This window comes from Rouxiella sp. WC2420 (assembly GCF_041200025.1).
In the GTDB taxonomy this organism is placed as follows: Bacteria; Pseudomonadota; Gammaproteobacteria; order Enterobacterales; family Enterobacteriaceae; genus Rouxiella.
This window is the reverse complement of record NZ_CP165628.1, coordinates 658504-681736: the sequence shown is the minus strand read 5'-3', so window position 1 is coordinate 681736 and position 23233 is coordinate 658504. Positions and strand designations below refer to the sequence as shown.

The window sequence follows — 23233 nt, the reverse complement described above, 5'->3', positions numbered from 1 at the left end:
ATTTTCCATGATAGTCCGCCTTAAATCACCGCGTAGTTTTGCAACAAATACAGTAAACTGCCCTCTTTAAAGAATCTTCAAAGAATCGCCATGACAAGCCAGCAGCCGCAACAAACGCCGGTGCGCAAACGCCCCATTAAACTCAGTACTCTGGTCACGCTAATGATCGGCGCGGTGATTGTCACGGTGCTGCTCAGCGTGCATTTACTGTATTACGTGCAGATTGAAAACTTCACCAAGATGCATCTGCAGGACAAAGCGATGGCGGTAGCGCGCACGCTGGCTTCATCGCCGGAAATCCAGCACGCGCTGTCCCTGCCCGCAGAAAGCAATATTATTCAGCCGATTGCCGCCCAGGTGAAAGATCGCGACTGCCTGCTGTTTGTCACCATCATTAATATGCAAGGTATTCGCTTCTCGCACCCGAATCCACAAAACATCGGTAAGCACTTTGTCGGTGAGGATTTTATTCCAGCGTTAAAGGGACAGGAAAATGTCTCAGTTAATCATGGTGTTCTGGTTGAGGCGCTGCGCGTTTTCACGCCAATTTACAATGCCCGGCGTCAACAAATTGGCGTGGTAGCCGTGGGTATTTCCCTCGATGACGTAACGCAGCAAATCACTCAAAGCCGCTGGAATATTCTCTGGACCGTGCTGTTTGGCGCTCTGGTTGGCCTGCTGGGCATTTTTATTTTGGTTAAAGCCTTGAAACGAATTTTGTTCGGGCTGGAGCCTTACGAAATTTCGACCTTGTTTGAACAGCGACAGGCGATCCTGGAGTCGATCAAAGAAGGGGTGATTGCCGTAGATGAACACTCGCGAGTGACCTTGATCAACAAGGCTGCGCGCCATCTGTTGCAGGAAACAGCAGCGGAAACCCCGCTAACCGGTGATGCGATCCCGGAGTCTTCAATGATGCTTAGCCATCTGCGCGAGGCGCTGCACAACGGAACCGCGTGGCACGATGAAAAAGTAAACGTTGCAGGGCGCGTGCTGATTAGCAATACCGTGCCGGTGCGCAGCGGCCAGCGAATTATTGGCGCGGTGTGTACCTTCAGGGACAAGACTGAGGTCAGTCAACTGATGCAGCGCATGGACGGCATGGTAAACTACGTCGATGCTCTGCGCGAACGCTCGCACGAATTTATGAACAAGCTGCACGTCATTCTTGGCCTGCTGCATATGAAAAACTTTACCCGCCTGGAGGAGTTTATCCTCAAGACCGCCAATAATTATCAGCTTGAAATTGGCGCATTGCAGGGGAAAATTCGCTCGCCTGTCATTGCCGGATTCTTGCTCAGCAAAATTGATCGCGCCAAGAGTTACGGGCATAAACTGCTGCTTAGCGAGGCTTGTGACCTGCCCGATAATGGCAGCGAGCAGCAGACCGCGGTGCTGATTACGGTGTTAGGCAACCTGATCGAGAATGCAATCGAGGCGCTGGACCACCAGCCGCAGGGTGAAATTCACGTTATGCTGCATTACCAGAATGGATGGCTGGCATGTGAAGTCAGTGATGACGGACCGGGCATCGCCGCCGATCGCTTAACGAGCATTTTTGAACGCGGCTTTTCATCTAAAGGCGAGCAGCGTGGTGTAGGACTGTTTCTGGTGGAGCAGCAAATTCACAGCCTGGGCGGCACTGTCACGGTGGAATCAGAACCGGAAGTTTACACTCAATTCCTGGTACAGCTACCGTGGGGAAAAGGAAACCATACCTGATGATTAATGTATTAGTGGTTGACGATGATGCCATGGTCGCCGAATTAAATCGTAGCTACATCGGCCAGGTGCCGGGCTTTAGCTGCTGTGGCGTCGCTGCAACGTTACAGCAGGCGAAAGACCGTTTGCTGCACCATCACCCTGCCGTTGACCTGATTTTGCTGGATATTTATATGCAACAGGAAAACGGGTTGGATTTATTGCCCGAGTTGCGCAGCGCGCAGCACCCTGTCGATGTGATCATCATTTCTTCCGCCGCCGATGCTGCAACGATTAAAAACTCTCTGAACTATGGTGTGGTCGATTATCTGATCAAACCCTTCCAGTTTTCGCGTTTTGAGGAGGCGCTAACCGGCTGGCGACAAAAAAAACGCCTGCTGGAAAATCAGCCGTTTTATCAGCAGGCAGATGTCGATCGCCTGATTCACGGCAATCAGCCTGAAACTGAGCAAAAGAAATTACCCAAAGGATTAACTGCGCAGACGCTGAGAACGCTTTGTCAGTGGATTGATGCTCATCCTGACCAGGAGTTTTCAACGGATGAACTGGCAAACGAAGTGAGCATTTCGCGCGTTTCTTGCCGCAAATACCTGATTTGGCTGGCGCAGATGAACATTTTGTTCACCAGCATTCACTATGGCGTCACCGGCAGGCCGGTTTACCGTTATCGATTACAGTCTGAATATCACGCCTTACTGCAACAATACTGCCTGTAGAAATAGTTGCCAGTAAGGCGTGTTTTGAGAGGTCTATAACAAGAGGCTTAAACCGACAGCTCGGCGGTGTCGCCTTTATCCTGTAGCCAGTTGCGGCGATCTTCCGAGCGCTTTTTGGCTAACAGCATGTCCATCATGCGCAGTGTCTGATCGATATCTGCTTCATCGATAGTCAGCTGTACCAGACGACGAGTGTTTGGATCCAGCGTCGTTTCACGCAGCTGCAGTGGGTTCATCTCACCCAATCCTTTGAATCGCTGGACGTTTGGCTTGCCTTTCTTACGCTTAAGCTGCTCCAGCACGCCGATTTTCTCTTCTTCATCCAGCGCATAGAACACCTCTTTACCCAAGTCGATACGGTACAGAGGCGGCATGGCGACGTAAACGTGGCCACCGCGCACCAAGGAACGGAAGTGACGGACAAACAGTGCGCACAGCAATGTGGCGATGTGTAAGCCATCGGAGTCGGCATCCGCGAGGATACAGATCTTGCCATAGCGCAGCTGGCTCAAGTCTTCACTGTCAGGATCGATGCCAATCGCCACAGAAATATCGTGAACTTCCTGCGAGGCCAACACTTCATCGGAAGAAACTTCCCAGGTGTTGAGGATCTTACCCTTCAACGGCATGATCGCTTGATATTCGCGATCGCGCGCCTGTTTGGCAGAGCCGCCCGCGGAATCCCCTTCCACCAGGAACAGCTCGGTCATTTTCAAATCTTGCGAGGTGCAGTCCGCCAGTTTGCCAGGCAATGCCGGGCCGCTGGTCAGCTTTTTACGCACCACTTTTTTCGCCGCGCGCATGCGTCGCTGCGCGCTGGAAATTGCCAACTCGGCCAGCTGCTCGGCAGCCTGCACGTTCTGGTTCAGCCACAGGCTAAAGGCATCTTTGACTACGCCGGAAACAAAAGCCGCACACTGGCGGGAAGACAGGCGTTCCTTGGTCTGACCGGCAAACTGTGGATCCTGCATCTTCACCGACAGCACGTAGGCGCAGCGTTCCCATATATCTTCGGCAGAGAGTTTGACCCCGCGCGGCAGGATATTTCGGAACTCGCAGAACTCGCGCATTGCGTCGAGCAGGCCCTGACGCAGCCCATTGACGTGGGTACCGCCCTGCATGGTCGGGATCAGATTGACGTAGCTCTCGGTGAGCATTTCACCGCCCTCGGGCAACCACAGCAGCGCCCAGTCGACCGCTTCGGTGTCACCGGCAAAGGCACCGACAAAAGCTTTTTCCGGCAGGGTTATCAGACCGTTGACTGCTTCCATCAGGTAATCGGTCAGGCCGTCCTGATAACACCAACTCTGCTCGGTATTGTTCACCTGATCTTTAAAGGTAATTTCAACGCCAGGACACAGTACCGCTTTGGCCTTCAGCAAATGGCTGAGGCGACTGACCGAAAAACGCGGGCTGTCAAAGAAGCTTACGTCTGGCCAGAAATGTACGCTGGTACCGGTGTTGCGTTTGCCCACGGTGCCGGTCACAGTCAAGTCCTGGACTTTATCGCCGTTTTCAAACGCCATGGAATAGATTTGCCCATCGCGGCGCACAGTCACTTCGACGCGTTTCGACAGGGCATTAACCACCGAGATCCCCACGCCGTGCAGGCCGCCGGAGAACTGATAGTTTTTGTTGGAGAATTTACCGCCCGCGTGCAGGCGACAGAAAATTAGTTCAACTGCCGGAATACCTTCTTCCTGGTGGATATCCACCGGCATGCCGCGACCGTCATCGGTCACTTCAAGTGACTGATCGGCGTGCAGAATAACTTCAATACGACGGGCATGGCCCGCCAGCGCCTCATCGACACTGTTATCGATGACTTCCTGGCCGAGATGGTTCGGCCGCGAGGTATCGGTATACATGCCAGGGCGGCGGCGCACCGGCTCAAGGCCGCTGAGGACCTCAATGGAATCCGCGTTATAAGTAGATTGGCTCATCGTTTATTAATTCGTGGCTCTGGTTGTGAGTGAACGATACTGTTGTTGGCAAAAACTACTCCGCTGCCAACCCCAAGAAATCCACAATCGGTGAGAAATAACGTTCAAACCCGACAAATGCATGATTACCCTCGGGTTCTACGGTCTGGCGGCACGACGTATAATACGACAGGGCCTGACGGTAATCGAGGGTCTCATCGCCGGTTTGCTGGAGTAACCAGAGTAAATCCGGTGACTCTAAAGGCTCGATCTGCATCACTTTGAGATCGTAAACATGGCGAGACTCTAACACATATTGCTGGCCGGTGTAGGGGTTGTGATTCACACCGAGATAGTCGATTAAAAGTTCATAAGGTCTAACCGCCGGGTTAACCACCACCGCGGGTAATGTAAAGCATTGCGACAGCCAGGTAGCGTAAAACCCCCCAAGCGACGAACCGACAATGCCGATCCGCTCGCCGGATTTATCCATCACCAGCTTCTCTAGCTGCTCTGCAGCATCGGCTGGGAATGGCAAAAGCTGCGGCACCAGCATCTCGATGTGCGGGTGATGCTCGGCCAGCCAATTTTTCATCGCCGTAGCCTTGGCAGAATGGGGAGAACTGTTAAAACCGTGCAAATACAGCAAGGTGCTCATTAATAACCTTCCGCATCGGCGTCAGGGCTGAACTCATCGCTTTGCAAACGGCAGACTTCGGTCTCGACGTTTCCGTCAGGATGTAGCGTAAGATACCGCCAGCCGGGTGCCACTGAGTCCAGAGTGAAATTGGTGCAGTGCGGTTTAAACTGCACGCAGGTAGAAGGCGTTGCATACAGTCGCTTGCCGTACCAGTCGAGATCAAGCTCCTGATGGATATGTCCGCAAATCAGCGTCGATACCTTAGGGTAATCTTCCAGCACTGACGCCAGCGTGTGGGCGTTGCGCAGGCTGTGCTGATCCAGCCAGGTACAGCCCGAAGGCAGCGGATGGTGATGGAGCATAATCAGAGTAAAACGCTCGGGGAACTGGTCGAGGCAGCGGGTCATCCATTCAAGCTGATACTCGCTGAGTTCGCCATGAGGCACGCCAAAAACCTGAGTATCGAGCAGCAAAACCTGCCAGTTTTTGCCTAGTAGCACCTGCTTGGACGGCCTGATCTCTGCTTCTGCCAGCGCGTCAACCATCGCCGGTTGAAAATCGTGATTTCCGGGCAACCAGACGCAAGGGGCAGGAAGACGGCTCACGCCCCGGGCAAAATGGTGATAGGCCTCAAGAGACTGATCCTGGGCGAGATCGCCGGTTGCAGCAATCAGGTCAACCTCGCGTTGCTGCGCGCAGATGGCGTCCAGCACGGCTCGATAGCTGCGAAAAGTATTCACGCCCAGCAAAGTCTGGTCTTCACCCGCAAAAAGATGAGTGTCTGTTATCTGCAGTATCCTGACTTTGGCCCCATCTACCAAAGGCAGCTCAAACAGGCTTTCCAAATTCGATCCTTTGTTATCAAAGTCTGTCTAATAAACCGGAACTGGCATAGCTCCATGCGCCAGGCAATAGCGCAACCAATCGGCTAGAAACTGGTTAATTTGATGCTTTTCGTCACGCTGATGCAACTTTTTATTAGGATAATCATAGCGTGCCTTGAAGCGAAAGATCTGTTGGCTCGCACACACTTCAGCAACCATTGCATCATGATAAAGACGCACGCTCATTGAAGGCAGGCTCCAATAGCTGACGGCCGGAACGGTTTGCTTGATCTCGACCAGTGAAGTATAGCGTGTCGATTCCAGAATTTTTAACTGGTAGGTCGCGTTAGTCACCTGATAGGTCACCGTCTGCCCCACTTCATCGTTACGAGGCAGCAAACGGCGCAGCTGTGCAAAGTTGGTTTCGCACAATCGCATCATTTCAGGGAAATCGGGTACATAGCGCTTTATCATTCTTTAGCCCATTCTTTTTTCAAGGATTCATGGTGCAGAGCCAGCCACTGTAAGGCAATCACTGACGCAGCATTATCTATTGCTCCTTCTTCCACCCAGCGGTAAGCCTGTTCCCGGCTAACCACATGCACCTGGATGTCTTCATTTTCAGTTTCCAGACCATGAATTCCTTTTGCCGTTGAGGCATCAACCTCGCCGACCATAATAGAAAGACGCTCACTGGTGCCGCCCGGACTGGCCAGATAACTCAGTGCGGGTTTGCAGCGCCCAACGATGATGCCGGCTTCTTCCGATGCTTCGCGGCGGGCGACATCTTCTACTGATTCACCCTCTTCAATAATACCGGCCACCATCTCGAGTAGCCAGGGGGTGTCGCTGCTTTCCATGGCTGGCAGGCGAATTTGTTCAATCAGCACGACCTCATCGCGGATCGGATCATAAGGAAGCAGCACCGCAGCATGGCCACGTTCGAACACTTCGCGTTCCACCTCGCCGCTCATTTCACCATTAAACAGACGATGGCGAAACCGATACGCGTTAATGGCGAAAAATCCCTGATAGCGGTTCTCAACTGCAATAATCTCGACATCTTTCTTGCCGAGACGCACTGGAGAATGTTTAAAATTACTCATTCGGCCTCGCCCTGTCAGTGGTTAAAGGTAAATTATCTCCAACAGAGATAATTTAGATGAAGACGCGGTAATAATAATCAAGGTTTTTTGTGTTAGATTTGGATTCGCGCGAGTGAGAGGGCACTTAAGGCCACATAATTTGCTCACAGGTCTCTGCTAGTATCCGCGTCGATACCTCAATGGTTAATGACAGCACTAAATAATAACATTGCTGCACTACAAGGAATGCAAATGAAGAAACTGCTCCCTATTCTCATCATGCTGGGCCTCGGCGGCTTCAGCACGGTAAGCCAGGCTGAAAATCTCATGCAGGTATATAAGCAAGCCAGGGAAAGTAACCCGGATTTGCGAGCTTCTGCCGCAACACGCGATGCTGCATTCGAGAAAATTAATGAAGCACGCAGCCCGTTGCTGCCACAGCTCGGATTAGGGCTCGATTATGATTACACCAACGGTTACCGCGATGCCAATGGGGTAAACAGTAAAGTCGCCAGCGGAGCTTTGCAGTTAACGCAGACAATATTTGATATGTCTAAATGGCGCTCGCTGACATTGCAGGAAAAAACTGCCGGCATTGCCGATGTCACCTATCAGACCGCGCAACAGACTCTTATTCTGAACACCGCCACCGCCTATTTCAACGTTTTGAGTGCGATTGATGCACTCACCTATGTCGAAGCTCAGAAACAGGCGGTTTATCGCGAATTGGATCAGACTACCCAGCGTTTTGGCGTTGGCCTGGTTGCCATCACTGATGTGCAAAACGCCCGTTCCTCCTATGACACAGTGTTGGCCAACGAAGTTACTGCCCGTAACGCTTTGGATAATTACATTGAAGTATTGCGTCAGGTTACCGGCGTTTACTATCCACAGCTGGCTTCGTTGAATATCAACACCTTCAATACTCAGCGACCAGAGCCGGTGCAAAAGCTGTTGAAAGAAGGCGAGAATCGCAATCTCACCCTGCTTTCGGCGCGCCTGTCACAGGATTTGGCGCGTGAAGAAATTCGCTATTATGAAGCAGGCCATATGCCAACGCTGGATCTGACAGCGTCGACCGGCCTCACCAACACTAAATATAACGGCAACAGAACCGGTCCGTTAAATGGCTACGATGACTCTATCGCTGGCGATAACAAGGTCGGCCTGAGCCTGACTATCCCAATTTATAGCGGCGGTCAGGTTACTTCGCAGGTCAAGCAGGCGCAGTTGAGCTTCTTGTCCTACAGCGAACAGCTAGAAAGCGCCTACCGTAGTATGGTGCAAACTGTCCGTTCCTCCTTTAACAATATTTCCGCGTCGATCAGCAGCATTAATGCTTATCGGCAGGCTGTGGTTTCTGCGCAAAGCTCTCTCGATGCTTCAGAAGCCGGTTATAAAGTCGGCACGCGTACTATCGTTGACGTGCTCGATGCCACCACGACGCTTTATAACGCCAAGCAGGAACTTTCCAGTGCGCGCTATACCTACCTTATTAATCAGCTTAACGTAAAATCAGCACTCGGCACGCTTAATGAAAATGATTTGCTGGCGCTTAATGGTTTCCTGAGCGTGCCAGTTTCGACCAACCCTGAACAGGTTGCGCCGGAAACGCCACAGCAAAACGCGGCAGCTGACGGCTATGACAATGACGTCACGCCACAGGCCGCGCCACTCCCAACAGCTCCGGTTGTTCGTGCCAGCGATCGAGTTGCTCCTAAAAGTGCTAAAAAGAGCGGTAATCCTTTCCAAAACTAATGTTTATGTCCTTGATAGCCGCTGGCCTGCAGGTATCAAGAATCTAAAAAAACCGCCTTTATGAACTGCACCCCAAAAGTTGGATACCCGACTAAGTAAGGTGCAGTTTTTTATTGGGCGGTTTTTACTTTCTGATTTCGTAAAATAGCCGTTTCGCGAGTTATTTCACGTCTGAACGTAAAGTCTCGTAACGTTTGCCTTTCCTGCTTTAATAGTAAGCATCTTTACCTTATTCTTATTCTGTTACAAATGTAAGTTACTCTGGGAAAGGGCGAAAAAGCCCGTCGATGGGATCTATAAAATGAAACGGACACAAAATATTAATCTGGCTACCTTCCGGAAATCCTGGCGTAGCTCGCGAATTACCCCTGTTGCTGTGGCAATCAGCGCCGTTTTCATGCTCAGCGCCTGCGAAAAAAGCGATGATAAAGTTTCGATGTATCAGAATGCGGATGACTGTTCCAAGGCTAATCCGTCTAACAGCGCGCAATGCACCAAGGCTTTTAGCGACGCAAAAGTTGAAGCTGCTAAAACCGCGCCTAAATATGCCAATCGCGCTGACTGTGTTGCCGAATTCGGTGAAAATCAGTGTACCCAAGCCCCAGCCCAGGCGGGTATGAACGCCGAATCGCAATCGGGCGGCAGCATGTGGATGCCATTGATGGCCGGTTTTATGATGGGTCGCATGATGGGCGGCGGTGGATACGCGCAGCAGCCGTTGTTCACCTCGAAATCAGCGGGCAGCCCGGCGAACGGCAAGTTTGTTGATGCCACAGGTAAAAGCTACGGCCCGGCAACTTCTGGCCGCAGCATGAACGTTCCGCCTTCAGCCATGGCACCAAAACCCGCGACCACCAGCACCGTAACTCGCGGTGGTTTTGGCGAAAGCGTCGCTAAACAAACCTCAATGCAGCGCAGTGCAGCATCGGCAACTCGCACGCCAATGCGCAGTATGGGTGGCTAATAATGAAACGCGTAGCCCTGCAAGAACGCCCGAATTGGCGCGAGAAAGCCACTGAGTTTGGTTTCAATTTTCACACCATGTACGGCGAACCTTACTGGTGTGAGGATGCTTATTATCAATTCACGATGGCCCAGATCGATCAGATTGAAGATGCCACCGCCGAGCTGCACCAGATGTGCCTTAAAGTCGTCGAGCGCGTGGTCAACAGTGATGAATTGATGGCGAAGTTTCAAATTCCCAGGCACGTTTGGGAATTTGTCAGAGCCTCATGGCGCACGCAACAGCCTTCGCTCTACTCGCGGCTAGATCTGGTTTACGACGGCGTTAATCCTCCGAAACTGCTGGAGAACAATGCCGATACGCCAACCTCGCTTTATGAAGCAGCGTTTTTCCAGTGGCTATGGCTTGAAGATCAAATAGCTGCAGGCAATCTTCCGCCGAATGCCGATCAGTTTAATAGCATGCAGGAAAAGCTGATTGAACGTTTTACCGAAGTGAAAAACCAGCACGGTTTTTCGCTGCTGCATTTTGCCTGCTGTCAGGACACCGAGGAAGATCGCGGAACAGTGCAATATTTGCAGGACTGTGCGCTCGAAGCCGGGCTGGCCAGCGAGTTTCTTTATATAGAAGAGATAGGCCTTGGAGAACGCGGGCAGTTTACCGATCCGCAGGATCAGATCATCAGTAATCTGTTCAAGCTCTATCCGTGGGAATTCATGTTTCGTGAGACGTTCTCCACCAAGCTCGAAGATGCCGGTGTGCGCTGGCTTGAGCCAGCATGGAAGGCCATTATTTCCAACAAAGCCTTGCTGCCGCTGTTGTGGGAGATGTTTCCGAATCACCCTAACCTGCTCGAGTCCTACTTTGCCGACGATGCGCATCCGCCGATGAACAGTTATGTAATAAAACCGCTGTTCTCTCGCGAGGGGGCAAACATCCGTATCATTGAAAACGGTAAAGAGCTCGCCAGCGCGGATGGCCCTTACGGTAAAGAAGGAATGATCGTGCAAGAGTATTGCCCGATGCCGCGCTTCAACGACAGCTATACGCTGATCGGCAGTTGGTTAATCAACGACAAACCTTGCGGCATCGGACTGCGTGAAGACAGAGCGCTGATCACCCAGGATCTCTCGCGCTTCTATCCGCACAGCATTATAGATTAGCGATCTTTGACTTAACCAAGCTGCACCGAAAGCATGCTCAGCGAGCTCATCACGATCCCTTCAGTTGGCTTGGTGATGGGCTCTACGCCGTCCCACGATCCCAACAAGTACAGCAAAGGTAAATAGTGATCGGGCGTTGGGTTCGACAGCGCGCCGCCTTCATGCTGCATAAAATTGACCAACGGATGATCCTTCGCTTCACCCTTCCACTCTAAATTATCTTCTACAAACTGCTCGAAGGATTCAGCCCAGGGATAAGGGGCGGCATTGCCTTCCCATTTCACCATCCGCAAATTATGCACCACGTTGCCGCTGGCGACGATCATCACGCCTTCTTCACGAAGTGCTGCCAGCTTTTTGCCCAGTTGATAATGATATTCGGCTGGTTTTGTTCCATCGATGCTGAGCTGGATCATCGGGATATCCGCATCAGGATACATCTTGATCAACACGCCCCAGGATCCGTGGTCGAAGCCCCACTCACCGGTATCAGCAATGACATCAATCGGCTCGAGCAATTCTTGTACCCGTTTCGCCAACGCCGGTGAACCCGGTGCCGGATAACGTTTATCAAACAGCGCCTGCGGAAAAGCGCCAAAGTCGTGAATAGTACGTGGATGTTCCATCGCAGTAACGGCAGTGCCACGGGTGTACCAGTGGGCAGAAACGGCAAGTATGGCTTTCGGACGCGGCAAGTTTTGCCCCAGCGCTTCCCAGGCACGAGTATAAATGTTGTCTTCGAGCACGTTCATCGGGCTACCGTGCCCAAGAAACAGTGCTGGCATGCGTGAGGTGGTCATAAATTTTTCCTTACCGCTCAGATTAGGAGGCAATGGCGCGCTGTCCGGGGTTACACCGCAGCGACCATTCGATAGAAAGAGATTACTCCTTTAGCTTGTCTGAAACAGCCGGATAACTGTGATGAAGATATTCAATAAATTTGAATACTGCTCTCGCATCAGTGTGCTGCCACATCTTCAGGCAGTGATGAAAAGGCCGCCCTCTCAAGATTAAATTTGATCACTGTATCCTGATTTTCACAGCGTGCGTTTGAAAGCATGTCACAAGTGTCATCGATTAACCGATCTTTGATTCCGGTCCATTGTGTAAACAGCGATAAGAAATGCAGTCCGCTTCTGGGTTGGTCAATGACTTTATTCTCACGACTGTCGGAGGAAGTAATAAACATCGGCACTGTGTAATTCTGTTTAAATCGATCATCGTGGTGCAAGCGTGCATAACTCGTATCACTATTTTCAAATGATAGCCCGTGGTCGGCAAAATACATCATTGACCAACGTTCTCCGCTGGCTTTTGCCATTCCCGCAATATCTGAAAGTAATTTATCAGTCTGATTAATACTCTCTATATAACAGGAAATTTCTTTCGATTGGCTAAAAAAAGAGTATTTATTATTCGTTCTGGTGCAAGCTCTGGGATGCGAACCTATAAGATGGATAATAACAAGCTTCAGTGGTCTCTTTTCATTGATTCCGTCGCGAATCCCCGCAAGCATATTACTATCAGGAATGTAGCTATCTTCCTGATAATCTCCTTTTTTCAAGAAAATATTTTTATCTGCATTCATCGCGATAATTGAAACAGGAGTTTCTCCGCTCCCCAACAGTCCTTGATTAGAATACCAATACGTTGCGAATCCAGATTTCTTAGCCAGAGTAATGATATTATTATTGGTTTCATGCTGACCATTTCTGCCTAGAGTCAAGCTATTTAATAACGAAGTCATCGTAGAAGATGCCGCAGAGATGTAGTTCGAGAAAATAACGCCAAATGAGGAACTCATAAACGCTGTGTTATCTGCTTTAAAGCCGTAGGCCTGTAAATAGTCGCTACGAACACTCTCGCCAATAACAAGAATATAAAGCTGATAGGCTGTAGCCCGTGGCTTTGGGTCCCAGCTATCGACTACAGCAACCTGTTGCCTCAGCAAGGTTTGATCTGCGAGCACCTGCCGATAATTTTCAACAGCTTCATTACTGGCTCTGAATATAGGTAAGCCGATATTGAACTCGGATAAGTTCCCATATTTAAAATAGCTTTTAATCCCCGGAGCGCAAAAATACACGATTATAATTAAAACATAGCACCTACTATATTTTAACTTTTCTATTTTAAAACTCAGAGCCGTGATGGTTAACAAAATACCCGGCAAGATCGAAAGAGAGTAAAACCACGGGATAGCTTTTAAAAACTCACCGCTTTCCTGAACACTTGCCTGATAAATGTTCACCACGGCATTAAAATCAGGCTCTCCATAGGTTAATGCCATTGGCATATAGCAAGCAGAAACCAGGCCAATAACCACAACAAAAAATTGATAAATTCTAACGTTTACGTTGCATAAAAAAATCAGAATTAAAAAAAGGCTTAAGGTATGCACTGGCCGAAATTTATAGCCGAAGGAAAGGCATGAAACGACGGAGAATATAAATAAAATAAAAAACGGAAAGTATTTTACCAATGACGTTATAAAGCGCAATTTCACACCAGCATAGGTTATAAGCAATATAATTGACTCTATAGCCTGTATAATTAATAGTCTATTATCCGTTCCTTAAAAACATCAATCATTAGCCATGTAATTTTAATGAATTTTAAAATTGATTAATTGATTTTTATTGTCAACTTAATTGACCTTAACTATCTTATCTGGACGTAAAAAAACCGACGCGCTAACGTCGGCATTTATTAACTGCTCCAGCTCCAGGACTACAGCGACATTTAACCGGCCTGCTGAGTCAGTGCCTCGCGATAGGCAACCAAGTCATCAATGGTAACAACCGGCATATTGTGGCCGTTGGCAAAGCTGATGCATTCTGGCGCGTGGGCCATGGAACCATCGTCGTTAGTCAATTCACACAGCACGCCATACGGACGGAAACCCGCAAGGCTCACCAGATCGATGGTCGCTTCTGTGTGACCACGGCGGGTCAATACGCCGCCATCACGGGCACGCAACGGGAAAACGTGTCCAGGGCGATTAAGGTCTGACGGCTTGGCGTTATCGGCAATCGCCGCACGAATAGTGGTCAAACGGTCGCTCGCGGAAACGCCAGTGGTGACGCCAGCAGCGGCTTCGATAGTTACGGTAAAACCGGTCTGAAAGTGGCTGGAATTGTGCTCAACCATCATCGGCAATTCAAGCTGCTTACGGCGTTCGTCGGTAAGGCACAGGCAAACAATTCCGCTGCCGTGGCGAATAGACAACGCCATCTGTTCAACGGTCATGGTTTCTGCGGCGAAAATCATATCACCTTCGTTTTCGCGGTTTTCGTCGTCCAGTACCATCACACCCTGACCATTGCGCAGTGCTGAAAGCGCACGTTCAACGCGTTCTACGGGTGTACCGAATTCGGAAAGTAAAGTCTGATTCATGGTAAAATAACCTCATTAACACAATGAAAAATAAATGGATTACCAGAATCAGGGCGTCTTGCGGAGTAAGCATAGCCGTACGAATAGCAGGCTATCGCTATAAAATAACGTAGCGGGCAATCAAGCCCGATAAATTCGTTAATCTCTCCCATCCGGACTATAACCGTCGGCCCCGGAATTACACCGGATCTGCTGACCTTGAACTCTCCCTAAAGAGAAACTCAAGCGCTCGCGGGCTTCCACGATGATGAAAGAGTGTTTCACCAATTTACTCTGTGGTTTACCGCCGGTGGGGACTTGCACCCCGCCCTGAGAATAAGCAAAGCAACTATAACGCCAAAAAAACGTCGGGGCAATGACCCCTTTGTGCTATTAAAAGCCAGTACATAGGTTTATAGAATGGCGTTCAGGCATTACACTAAGAGAACGCCACTTTTCTGAAACAGGGTAACGACAATGATCGACACTAAAAAAATTGAACAAATTGCTCGACAGGTGCATGAAGCGCTGCCGAAAGGCATCCGCGATTTTGGGGAAGATACTGAAAAGAAAGTGCGCCAGGTTCTTCAGGCTCAGTTCAGCCGCATGGATCTCGTTAACCGTGAAGAATTCGACGTGCAAACTCAGGTATTGTTGCGCACCCGTGAAAAACTGACCTTGCTGGAACAACGTCTCGCCGAACTGGAAGGTAAGCTGAATACCGCAACGACTGCGCCAGTGCCAAACGTAGCAACCGCGCCAGCTGCGGCTCCAAAAGCAGAGTAATTATACGGTTCGGCAGTATTCAGTCCGTTTAATCCTGCAGAACAAAAAGGCCGGCATCTCGGCTGGCCTTTTTCATTTGTAGAAAATTATTTATTTTTCAGATACTTATAGAAAAATCGTACCAATGGCGACTTAATCTTGCTGCGCTTTGATCTGATTAATGATTTTAGTCGTCGACAAACCGTCCTCGAAGTTCAGCACTTTAACTTCGCCACCGTTCGCCCAAACCTCATCACAGCCTGCAATCTCGTGCGGCTGATAGTCTCCGCCTTTTACCAATAGATCCGGCAAGATACCGGCAATCAGGCGACGTGGCGTATCTTCCTCGAAGCCGACCACCCAATCCACAGCGCCAAGCGCGGCCAATACAGCCATGCGCTGAGCCAGCGGATTCACGGGTCGCGTCTCGCCTTTAAGGCGTTTGGTAGAGGCATCGCTGTTAACGGCGACAATCAGGCGATCGCCCAACTTGCGGGCGTTGGCCAGATATGAAACGTGGCCAGCGTGCAAAATGTCGAAAATGCCGTTAGTCATAACGACGTTCTCACCACGTTTGCGCGCCTGCTCAACCGCAAGCTTTAGCTCTTCTTCGCTCATCACGCCAAAGCCGGTTTCTGAACGGCCGTGGATGGCATTTTCCAACTCGACAGTAGAAACAGTAGACGTCCCGAGCTTGGCGACGACCACACCGGCAGCAACATTGGCCAGGAAGCAGGCATCTTCCAGGCTCGCGCCCGCGGCCAGCACAGTGGCCAGCACGCCGATAACCGTATCGCCAGCGCCGGTCACGTCGAACACTTCCTGCGCCTGCGTCGGCAAATGTAGCGGAGCTTTGCCCGGCTGTAGCAGGGTCATGCCCTGTTCAGAACGCGTGACCAACAGCGCGGAAAGCTCAAAGCCAGCGATGAGCGCCATGCCTTTTTCCACCAGCTGATCTTCGGTTTTGCAAGGGCCAACGACTGCTTCAAATTCGGAAAGATTAGGCGTTAGCAGTGTCGCCCCACGATAGCGCTCGAAATCCGACCCCTTAGGATCGATCAATACGGGAACTCCTGCGGCATTGGCCAGCGCAATCATTTGCTCGATGTCTTTCAGTGCCCCTTTGGCATAGTCTGAAAGCACCAGCGCGCCGGTATGCGGCAGCGCAAGCTTGATTTTTTCAAGCATCGGCTGCAGATCGACATCCTCAAAACCTTCTTCAAAATCAAGGCGAATCAGCTGCTGGTTGCGCGACAAGATGCGTAATTTAGTGATAGTAGGGTGAGTCGGCAAGGCGAGAAAATCACAGGTGACGTTTACTTCGCTCAAACGTTCGTTTAAAGCACGCGCTGCATCATCTGCGCCGGTCAGGCCTATTAGCCGAGAACGCGCACCGAGCGAGGCAATGTTCATCGCCACGTTTGCTGCACCGCCCGGACGCTCTTCAATGGTGTTGACTTTAACCACTGGCACCGGGGCTTCCGGTGAAATACGGCTGGTCGGGCCATACCAGTAGCGGTCTAGCATTACGTCACCAACCACCAAAACACCGGCACGGTGAAACTCAGGCAAAGTTACTTTCATCCCACACTCCAAAACAGATATACCCATCACTCTTGGGCAGAAAACTCGGCAAACAGGCTAACGCAATCAATCGTAGCCAAATACGGATTGTCATCCGCAAAACAATGCGCGCGATAATATCACAGGCCAGATAGTACAGGGCTAAAACCCATTATCCCAGCCAATGCTGCCAGCTCGCCCTGACGTACTCACGCTCGGTGACAAACATATCGACCGCAACTTTTCCATTATGTTCCTGCAATGCAAGATGATGAATTTCATCACGCAATGTCACGTAGGCATGAGTCAGCTGTTCGGCCTCTTGCAGCGGCATAATGTTGTAGCGCGCCATCAGTTCAAAAATACGCACGTTGTCGGACCAGCGCGTCAACTCCGGTTCAATACTGGCGTAACGCAACACTAAATACTGCGCGATAAATTCAATATCCGTAATTCCACCGGGATCCGCTTTGAGGTCAAAAACGTCGCCTTTTTTGCTCGCCAGATGAGTGATCATTTTTTCACGCATTTCGCGCACTTCTTTTTGCAACTGTTCGCCTTCACGCGGTTTGCAGAGAATTTCTCGGCGGATCGCATTGATCTGCCTGGTCATTTCCGGACTGCCGTAAACAACTCGAGCGCGGACTAACGCCTGATGTTCCCAGGTCCAGGCGCTTTCCTGCTGATAATCGTGGAAGGCTGTGATGGTACTGACCAGCATGCCGGAAGCACCGGAAGGCCGCAGGCGATCGTCTACCTCGTAGAGAATGCCTGATGCGGTACGAGTGCTGAACAGGTGCATGATGCGCTGGGCCAGCCGCAGGTAAAACTGACGGCCGTCGATACTGCGCGGTCCGTCGGTCATCACGTCCATCGGGCAATCATGCAGGAACACTAGATCCATATCCGAGCTGTAGCCCAACTCCCAGCCACCCAGTTTTCCATAACCAATGACCGCAAAACCACGCCCTTCGCGCTGCTGTAAATGACCCGGCTGACCATAGCGCATCAGCATGTGATCCCAGGCCTGCTGAATAACCGCCGTAAGAATCGCTTCAGCCAGATAGGTCAGATGATCGCTGACTTTCATCACCGGCAAGACTCCGGCGATGTCTCCTGCGGCAATACGCAGCTGTTGTGACTGCTTAAACTGGCGCAGCGCTTCAATTTGCTGCTCCTCATCGTCCGACGGCACGCGTAGCAGATACTGGCGCAGCTCATCGGGATATGACTCAGGCGCGATGGGATTATAAAGGGTATTAGGATCAAGAAGTTCGTCAAGCAAGATAGGGTGTCGCGCCAGCTGATTGGCCACCATCGGCGAAGCCGCACACAGCCGAATCAGCTGTTTGAGCGCGCCGGGATACTCCACAAGCAGCTCGATATAGGTTGTACGCGTGACGATATTGAGCAGCAAGAGGGTCAGGCGTTGCAGCACCACATCAGCATTGTGGTAAGTACACACTTGCGCCAGCATCCTTGGCATCAGTTGATCAAGCTGGTCACGACCGCGAGGACCGATGGTGCGTTTATCAACATCCTGACGGAACTCGGAAATGGTGCGCAGCAGATTGGTTCGCCCCTGTTCTGGCAGGTCTGCGGCCAAAGTCAGTAAGTCGCTGTCGTCCAGTTGATCGGTCCACAGGCTGTTGAACTGCTCCTGCTGCGGATCGTCCCCGGCATCCGGAGTGTCGTCGCCAATCAGCTCGTCAAACACTGCGCGAACTGCCAGCATGTGCTGCGCTGTATGTTGGCTCAGCTCAGCCCAGGTCTCGAAATTCATGCCCCAGGCCAATCGGGCGCGATTTAGCTCATCTTCTGGCAGTGTTTGCGTTTGCTCATCGGCAATCGCCTGCAACAGGTTTTCCAGTCGGCGTAAAAAGAGATAGCTGTCAGTGAGTTGCCTGACCTGATTCTCAGGCAGTAAATGAAGAGCTTCTATCGCCTGCAGCGTTGGCAAAAGCGATCGCTGCTGAAGCAACGGCTCACGACCACCGCGGATCAGCTGGAATACCTGAACGATAAATTCAATCTCGCGGATGCCGCCCGCTCCCAGCTTGATGTTGTCTTTCAAGCCGCGACGGCGCACCTCTCGAGCGATCATACCTTTCATGTTACGCAACGACTGGATTACGCTGAAATCAATGTAGCGCCGAAACACAAAGGGTTTCAGCATCTTGCGAATTTCCTGACTGCTGGTATCTTCCGCCCCGCCCATCAGCTTGGCCTTGACCATCGCATAGCGTTCCCAGTCGCGGCCCTGCTCTTGATAGTAATCTTCAATCGCCGAAAAACTCATCACCAGCGGACCGCTGTCACCAAACGGCCTCAGCCGCATGTCGACACGATAGACAAAACCGTCGATGGTTGGCTGATCCAGAGCTTTAATCAGCCGCTGGCCGAGACGAGTAAAAAATTGCGCATTTTCAAGCTGACGGCGGCCGCCCTGGGTCTGCCCGTTCTCAGGATAAGAAAAAATCAGATCAATATCAGATGAAAAATTCAGCTCGCCACCGCCCAATTTTCCCATACCGAGGATAAGCAGCCTCTGCGGATCGCCCGCCGCATTGACCGGAGTACCCCATTCGCGGCAGCAAACTTCGTAAAGCCAGTCGCGGGCGCCGACGATCAGTGTTTCAGCCAACACGCTCAATTGTTGCAGCGTTTGCTCACAGCTACTGGTTTGCATCGCCTGAGACCAGCTGATACGCAGCATTTTGGCTTTGCGGAACAGACGCAGCGCCTGCATCAAACCCGGTTCATCGGTAACTTGTGCCAGCACAACTGCCAGCTCGGTTGAATAATGTTGCCATTCGTCAACGCGCGGCGGTTTGGCAAAAATATCCTGCCACCACTGCGGATGAGCGATAAAATTCTCACTAATGAAATCGCTGCTGGCTAATACGCGAAGCGCGCCTTCGTTAAGCGCTGGTGCGTCATTTAACTGCTGTTGTTCGATGCTTTGTTTAAAACGCAGGTGCAACTTTTCGGCCTGAGCTTCAAGCAGCGGAGTGAGAGGCAACATTTTTCGGCTTCCTATAATAATCGGCCTGACATGCAATCAGGCCGGGCTTAACAATTAACGTGGCTGTCCGTTTAGCCAGAATGCTGGCTGAATGACCGCGTGCTGACGAGCCGAGTCTTCCCAGGCGTGCTGTTGCTGAACGATAGCCTGCTGCAGCTCAGTCCATACATTAATGTAGGCCATTGATTCTGCAAGAGGATAAGCACCAGAAAGCAGGTGGAAGGAAATAATCTGCCGTTTCAGGCGGGCAAGCTGATCGCGGAAACCTTCTTCGGTGAGCGACTGGGCAAAGGCTTCTTTCAGATCGGCAGCAGTGCGGCCCAGCATGATGTCAGCAAAACGCTTAAAGGAGCCGTCGAGTTTCTTCTGTGATTTATCATCAACGAATGGCTTCCAGCCTTGATTCGCCAGCCATGAAGTAAGCACTAACTTACACTTCAGATAATCAGCACTCAGGCATACTTCTTGAGCATCCAAACCTTTCTTTTCCAGCTTCTCAGCCAGCTCGGTCAACAATGCGCGGAGCTCGGTGGAGGCTTTACGTGGAATTAGGCCACCAACAATAACCAGCGTCTGACGCACGGCTTCTACCGCTTGCAGAACGGTGATGCGTGCGGTTTTTTCACCGCGAACCCACAGTTCTTCGTGGTATTGCCAGTGGCTCAGCGCCAGCTCAAGCATGCCGCTCAAAGCCTGTTCTACCGTGGTTTTCGCTGCAGGCTGATAGACCGGCAGGCTGCGCGCTTCGCGCAACACATTGCCCTGCGCCAGATGATAGCCACGTGCCGCTTTGCTCAAACCACCAAGACGCAGGCCGCCATTTTTACCCAGCAGTGACGCCAGCTCCAGCAGATCGACCGTGTTGCCTTCCTTGATTTCCAGCTCGATTTCCGCCAACGGTTCATTAAGCTCGCCTGCGGTTACGCTTCCTTGGTCGAGACCAAGCTCAATCTCGCTTTGCTGGTAAGTGATCACCCACTTCTCGCGAACAAAATCAGTGCGGAACAGCGGCGACAGCTCAGCCTGTAACGCGCTGATGTCAAGGCCTTCCGGCCAGATATCCGCCGGGAACAGGCTCAGGTCCAGCTCAGGCTTGTTGATACTGACATTATATTCAGGGCGCTGATGCAAACCCGCGACAACCTTTCCGGCAGTTTTGATTGTCATCTCGTAGCTGTCGTCGAAACCACGAATACGCAGCCCCATATCAAGCTTACGCAGGCGATTATCGGCAGTTTCGTAATAAATATTGGTCAGCTTCTGTGGTGCAGAATGCTGGCTTGAAAACGCAGCCAGCTGTTCTGGCAGTTCGGCAATTGCCGCTGGACTGGCAATAAATTTTAATTCAATTTCTAGGGTCATAAGTCTTGGCACCGGTCTTGGCTGATAAGCCTCTGGGCTTATACGAAAAATTTTTGCGATTCTAGCACACACGCCTGCTGCGAGCCGCATCTCGTGGGATTGTAAGATAGTTCTCATTTAGGTTTATGCGTTGCGTCGTCACACTGTTGCCCTTACTATCGTTCAACTTTAAATTTATCGACAGTCGGGGCACTGATCCGCAGGCCCGCAAACTACGAAGAATGATTAATAATGAATAAACTACGCCTTTTCGGTTTCGCTTTGCTTTCTTTAGGTATTACTTGGGGCGCTCATGCAGATGAAAAGCGCTATATTTCCGACGATCTCATCACCTATATCCACAGTGGCCCAGGAAACCAATTCCGCATCGTTGGCGCACTCAATTCCGGCGATGAAGTGACTTTAAAGAGTGTCAATACCACCACTAACTATGGTCAAATCGTTGATGCCAAAGGCCGTGACGCCTGGATCCCCCTGGACCAGCTGAGCACCGCACCGAGCGTTCGCACCCAAGTACCTGACCTGCAACAGCAGGTGAAAACGCTGACCGACAAGCTTAGCAATATTGATAATAGCTGGAATCAGCGCACCGCAGAGATGCAGCAAAAAGTCTCTTCCAGCGATGGCATTATCAACGGTTTGAAGAAAGAGAATCAGGATCTTAAAAATCAGCTGATTGTGGCGCAGAAAAAAGTTAGCGCCGTTAACGTTCAGTTGGACGACAAACAAAGAACCATTATTTTACAATGGTTTATGTATGGCGGTGGCGTAGCGGGCATCGGCCTGATCCTCGGATTGGTGTTACCACACCTGGTTCCACGCCGTAAGAAGAAAGATCGCTGGATGAGCTGAGGTTTATTCCTCCCCTAATACTGAGCAGATTTAGACCTCCAACGAAAGGCACCTTGGGTGCCTTTTCGTGTTGCTGCTATAAAGGGCCGTAGCGTGTAATAAACCGATAGACAAGAAATGCCATTAACAAATTTGCTACAATAAAGGCTTAAGCCCTATTCCTCTGGTTATATGTTTCAGGAGTTTCCCGTGAAAATCTATCTGGTCGGCGGTGCCGTCCGCGACAGTCTGTTAAACCTTGCCGTTCATGAGCAAGATTGGGTGGTGGTCGGTTCCACGCCCGAGGCAATGCTCGAACTCGGCTATCAACAGGTTGGCAAAGATTTTCCTGTTTTCCTCCACCCTGTCAGCCGTGATGAATATGCCCTCGCCCGCACCGAGCGCAAATCCGGGGCCGGTTACAACGGTTTTACCTGCTACGCTTCGCCCGATGTGACACTCGAGCAGGATCTGATGCGTCGCGACCTCACCATCAACGCCATTGCTCGTAGCGCGGAAGGTGATTTAGTCGACCCCTACCACGGCCAGGGTGATTTAGAAGCGCGCATTCTACGCCACGTTTCCACTGCCTTCGGCGAAGATCCGCTGCGCGTTCTCCGTCTGGCGCGTTTTGCCGCTCGCTTTGCACATCTTGGATTTTCCATTGCCCCTGAAACACAGCAATTGATTACCGAAATGGCCGCCAGCGGCGAACTTGAAGCTCTAACGCCAGAAAGGGTATGGAAAGAGACTGAAAAGGCTCTGCAAACGCAGGATCCGCAAATTTATTTTCAGGTGTTACGTGACTGTGGCGCACTTAAGGTGCTTTTCCCTGAAATCGATGCACTGTTTGGAGTCCCTGCTCCGGCAAAATGGCATCCGGAAATTGATACCGGGATTCATACAATGATGACGCTCAAGCTTGCCGCCGAGCTTAGTGATGACGTTGATATTCGTTTCTCGGCCCTGTGCCATGATCTTGGTAAAGGTCTGACCCCGCCGGAGCATTGGCCAAGTCATCACGGTCACGGTCCTGCCGGGGTTAAATTGGTTGAGGAACTGTGCCAGCGCCTGCGTGTGCCGACTGCAATTCGTGATTTAGCGGTTTTAGTCGCTGAGTTTCATGATCTTATTCACACGGTCGAACGCCTGCGCCCCGAAACACTGCTCAAGTTATTCGATACCATCGACGTTTGGCGCAAGCCGCAGCGTCTTGAGCAAATGATCCTGACCAGCGAGGCTGATGCTCGCGGGCGGACCGGTTTTGAACGCAATCCTTATCCGCAGGGGGATTACTTACGTTCCGCCTTCGATGCAGCCAATAGTGTATCGATTAAAGAAGTCGTCGCGCTGGGCTTGCAGGGAATGGCCATCCGCGAGGAGCTTGGCAAACGCCGTATCGCAGCCATGGCCGAATGGCGAGAAACGCAAAGAATTATGCCGCATTGAAATTGTAGTTTTTAAGCTTTTTGTCATAAAAAAACCCGCCAAGGCGGGTTTTTTTTATTAATCTAACTC

19 protein-coding genes and 1 riboswitch are annotated in these 23233 nt (G+C 51.0%); of the genes, 8 read left to right on the top strand and 11 right to left on the bottom strand.

The window, feature by feature from the left end; translation table 11 throughout:
* Positions 1-90 precede the first annotated feature (90 nt).
* Together AB3G37_RS03285 and dcuR are read left to right on the top strand one after the other, a co-directional pair.
* On the top strand, positions 91-1722 hold the full coding sequence (locus AB3G37_RS03285) for a sensor histidine kinase (protein WP_369789696.1): 1632 nt from the start codon (positions 91-93) through the stop codon (positions 1720-1722).
* On the top strand, positions 1722-2438 hold the full coding sequence (gene dcuR / locus AB3G37_RS03280) for a two-component system response regulator DcuR (protein ID WP_369789695.1): 717 nt from the start codon (positions 1722-1724) through the stop codon (positions 2436-2438). The genes AB3G37_RS03285 and dcuR overlap by 1 nt, the downstream gene beginning before the upstream one ends.
* 47 nt (positions 2439-2485) lie before the next feature.
* On the opposite strand, the gene parE is transcribed toward dcuR, so the two are convergent.
* The 5 genes from parE to nudF are packed head-to-tail and all read right to left on the bottom strand — an operon-like array spanning position 2486 to position 6930.
* Positions 2486-4381 carry a DNA topoisomerase IV subunit B gene (gene parE / locus AB3G37_RS03275; RefSeq protein ID WP_369789694.1) on the bottom strand — a complete coding sequence of 632 codons (1896 nt, stop codon included), beginning with the start codon at positions 4379-4381 and terminating at the stop codon, positions 2486-2488.
* Positions 4382-4436: 55 nt separating this feature from the next.
* Positions 4437-5018, bottom strand: a complete 582-nt coding sequence (yqiA, locus tag AB3G37_RS03270) for an esterase YqiA (RefSeq protein WP_009638528.1) — start codon at positions 5016-5018, stop codon at positions 4437-4439.
* Positions 5018-5845, bottom strand: a complete 828-nt coding sequence (gene cpdA / locus AB3G37_RS03265; protein ID WP_369789693.1) for a 3',5'-cyclic-AMP phosphodiesterase — start codon at positions 5843-5845, stop codon at positions 5018-5020. The genes yqiA and cpdA overlap by 1 nt, the downstream gene beginning before the upstream one ends.
* A 27-nt stretch (positions 5846-5872) precedes the next feature.
* Complete coding sequence (locus tag AB3G37_RS03260) at positions 5873-6295, bottom strand: DUF1249 family protein (RefSeq protein WP_086013240.1); 423 nt, start codon at positions 6293-6295, stop codon at positions 5873-5875.
* A complete protein-coding gene (nudF, locus tag AB3G37_RS03255; protein WP_369789692.1) occupies positions 6295-6930 on the bottom strand; it encodes an ADP-ribose diphosphatase in 636 nt (211 codons plus the stop codon). Before nudF ends, AB3G37_RS03260 begins: the two co-directional genes overlap by 1 nt.
* A gap of 231 nt (positions 6931-7161) precedes the next feature.
* Here nudF and tolC point away from each other — a divergent pair, with 231 nt between their 5' ends.
* The 3 genes from tolC to AB3G37_RS03240 all read left to right on the top strand — a co-directional run bounded on the left by tolC (position 7162) and on the right by AB3G37_RS03240 (position 10794).
* Positions 7162-8667, top strand: a complete 1506-nt coding sequence (gene tolC / locus AB3G37_RS03250; protein ID WP_369789691.1) for an outer membrane channel protein TolC — start codon at positions 7162-7164, stop codon at positions 8665-8667.
* Positions 8668-8968: 301 nt separating this feature from the next.
* Complete coding sequence (locus tag AB3G37_RS03245) at positions 8969-9631, top strand: DUF1190 family protein (protein WP_009638523.1); 663 nt, start codon at positions 8969-8971, stop codon at positions 9629-9631.
* Between the two features lie 2 nt (positions 9632-9633).
* Positions 9634-10794, top strand: a complete 1161-nt coding sequence (locus tag AB3G37_RS03240; RefSeq protein ID WP_369789690.1) for a glutathionylspermidine synthase family protein — start codon at positions 9634-9636, stop codon at positions 10792-10794.
* Positions 10795-10805: 11 nt separating this feature from the next.
* Here the strand turns inward: AB3G37_RS03240 and ygiD are convergent, their stop codons facing one another.
* The 3 genes from ygiD to ribB all read right to left on the bottom strand — a co-directional run bounded on the left by ygiD (position 10806) and on the right by ribB (position 14190).
* Positions 10806-11594, bottom strand: a complete 789-nt coding sequence (gene ygiD / locus AB3G37_RS03235) for a 4,5-DOPA dioxygenase extradiol (RefSeq protein WP_009638521.1) — start codon at positions 11592-11594, stop codon at positions 10806-10808.
* A gap of 158 nt (positions 11595-11752) precedes the next feature.
* Entirely contained in the window at positions 11753-13090 is a 1338-nt protein-coding gene (locus tag AB3G37_RS03230; protein ID WP_369789689.1) for a phosphoethanolamine transferase, read from the bottom strand.
* Positions 13091-13536: 446 nt separating this feature from the next.
* Complete coding sequence (gene ribB / locus AB3G37_RS03225; protein ID WP_369789688.1) at positions 13537-14190, bottom strand: 3,4-dihydroxy-2-butanone-4-phosphate synthase; 654 nt, start codon at positions 14188-14190, stop codon at positions 13537-13539.
* 136 nt (positions 14191-14326) lie between these two features.
* Positions 14327-14511, bottom strand: a riboswitch (FMN riboswitch).
* A gap of 135 nt (positions 14512-14646) precedes the next feature.
* Between ribB and AB3G37_RS03220 the strand changes: the two genes are divergently transcribed.
* Entirely contained in the window at positions 14647-14955 is a 309-nt protein-coding gene (locus AB3G37_RS03220; RefSeq protein ID WP_009638519.1) for an accessory factor UbiK family protein, read from the top strand.
* Positions 14956-15087: 132 nt separating this feature from the next.
* Here the strand turns inward: AB3G37_RS03220 and hldE are convergent, their stop codons facing one another.
* The 3 genes from hldE to AB3G37_RS03205 form a co-directional block, all read right to left on the bottom strand.
* Positions 15088-16518, bottom strand: a complete 1431-nt coding sequence (hldE, locus tag AB3G37_RS03215) for a bifunctional D-glycero-beta-D-manno-heptose-7-phosphate kinase/D-glycero-beta-D-manno-heptose 1-phosphate adenylyltransferase HldE (protein WP_369789687.1) — start codon at positions 16516-16518, stop codon at positions 15088-15090.
* A gap of 151 nt (positions 16519-16669) precedes the next feature.
* Positions 16670-19522, bottom strand: coding sequence for a bifunctional [glutamate--ammonia ligase]-adenylyl-L-tyrosine phosphorylase/[glutamate--ammonia-ligase] adenylyltransferase (gene glnE / locus AB3G37_RS03210; protein WP_369789686.1), 2853 nt, complete (start codon positions 19520-19522; stop codon positions 16670-16672).
* 54 nt (positions 19523-19576) lie between these two features.
* Complete coding sequence (locus AB3G37_RS03205) at positions 19577-20884, bottom strand: inorganic triphosphatase (RefSeq protein ID WP_369789685.1); 1308 nt, start codon at positions 20882-20884, stop codon at positions 19577-19579.
* Positions 20885-21115: 231 nt separating this feature from the next.
* Between AB3G37_RS03205 and AB3G37_RS03200 the strand changes: the two genes are divergently transcribed.
* Both AB3G37_RS03200 and AB3G37_RS03195 read left to right on the top strand, forming a co-directional pair.
* Positions 21116-21736, top strand: coding sequence for a TIGR04211 family SH3 domain-containing protein (locus tag AB3G37_RS03200; RefSeq protein ID WP_009638514.1), 621 nt, complete (start codon positions 21116-21118; stop codon positions 21734-21736).
* Between the two features lie 189 nt (positions 21737-21925).
* A complete protein-coding gene (locus AB3G37_RS03195; protein WP_369789684.1) occupies positions 21926-23164 on the top strand; it encodes a multifunctional CCA addition/repair protein in 1239 nt (412 codons plus the stop codon).
* Positions 23165-23233: the final 69 nt, after the last annotated feature.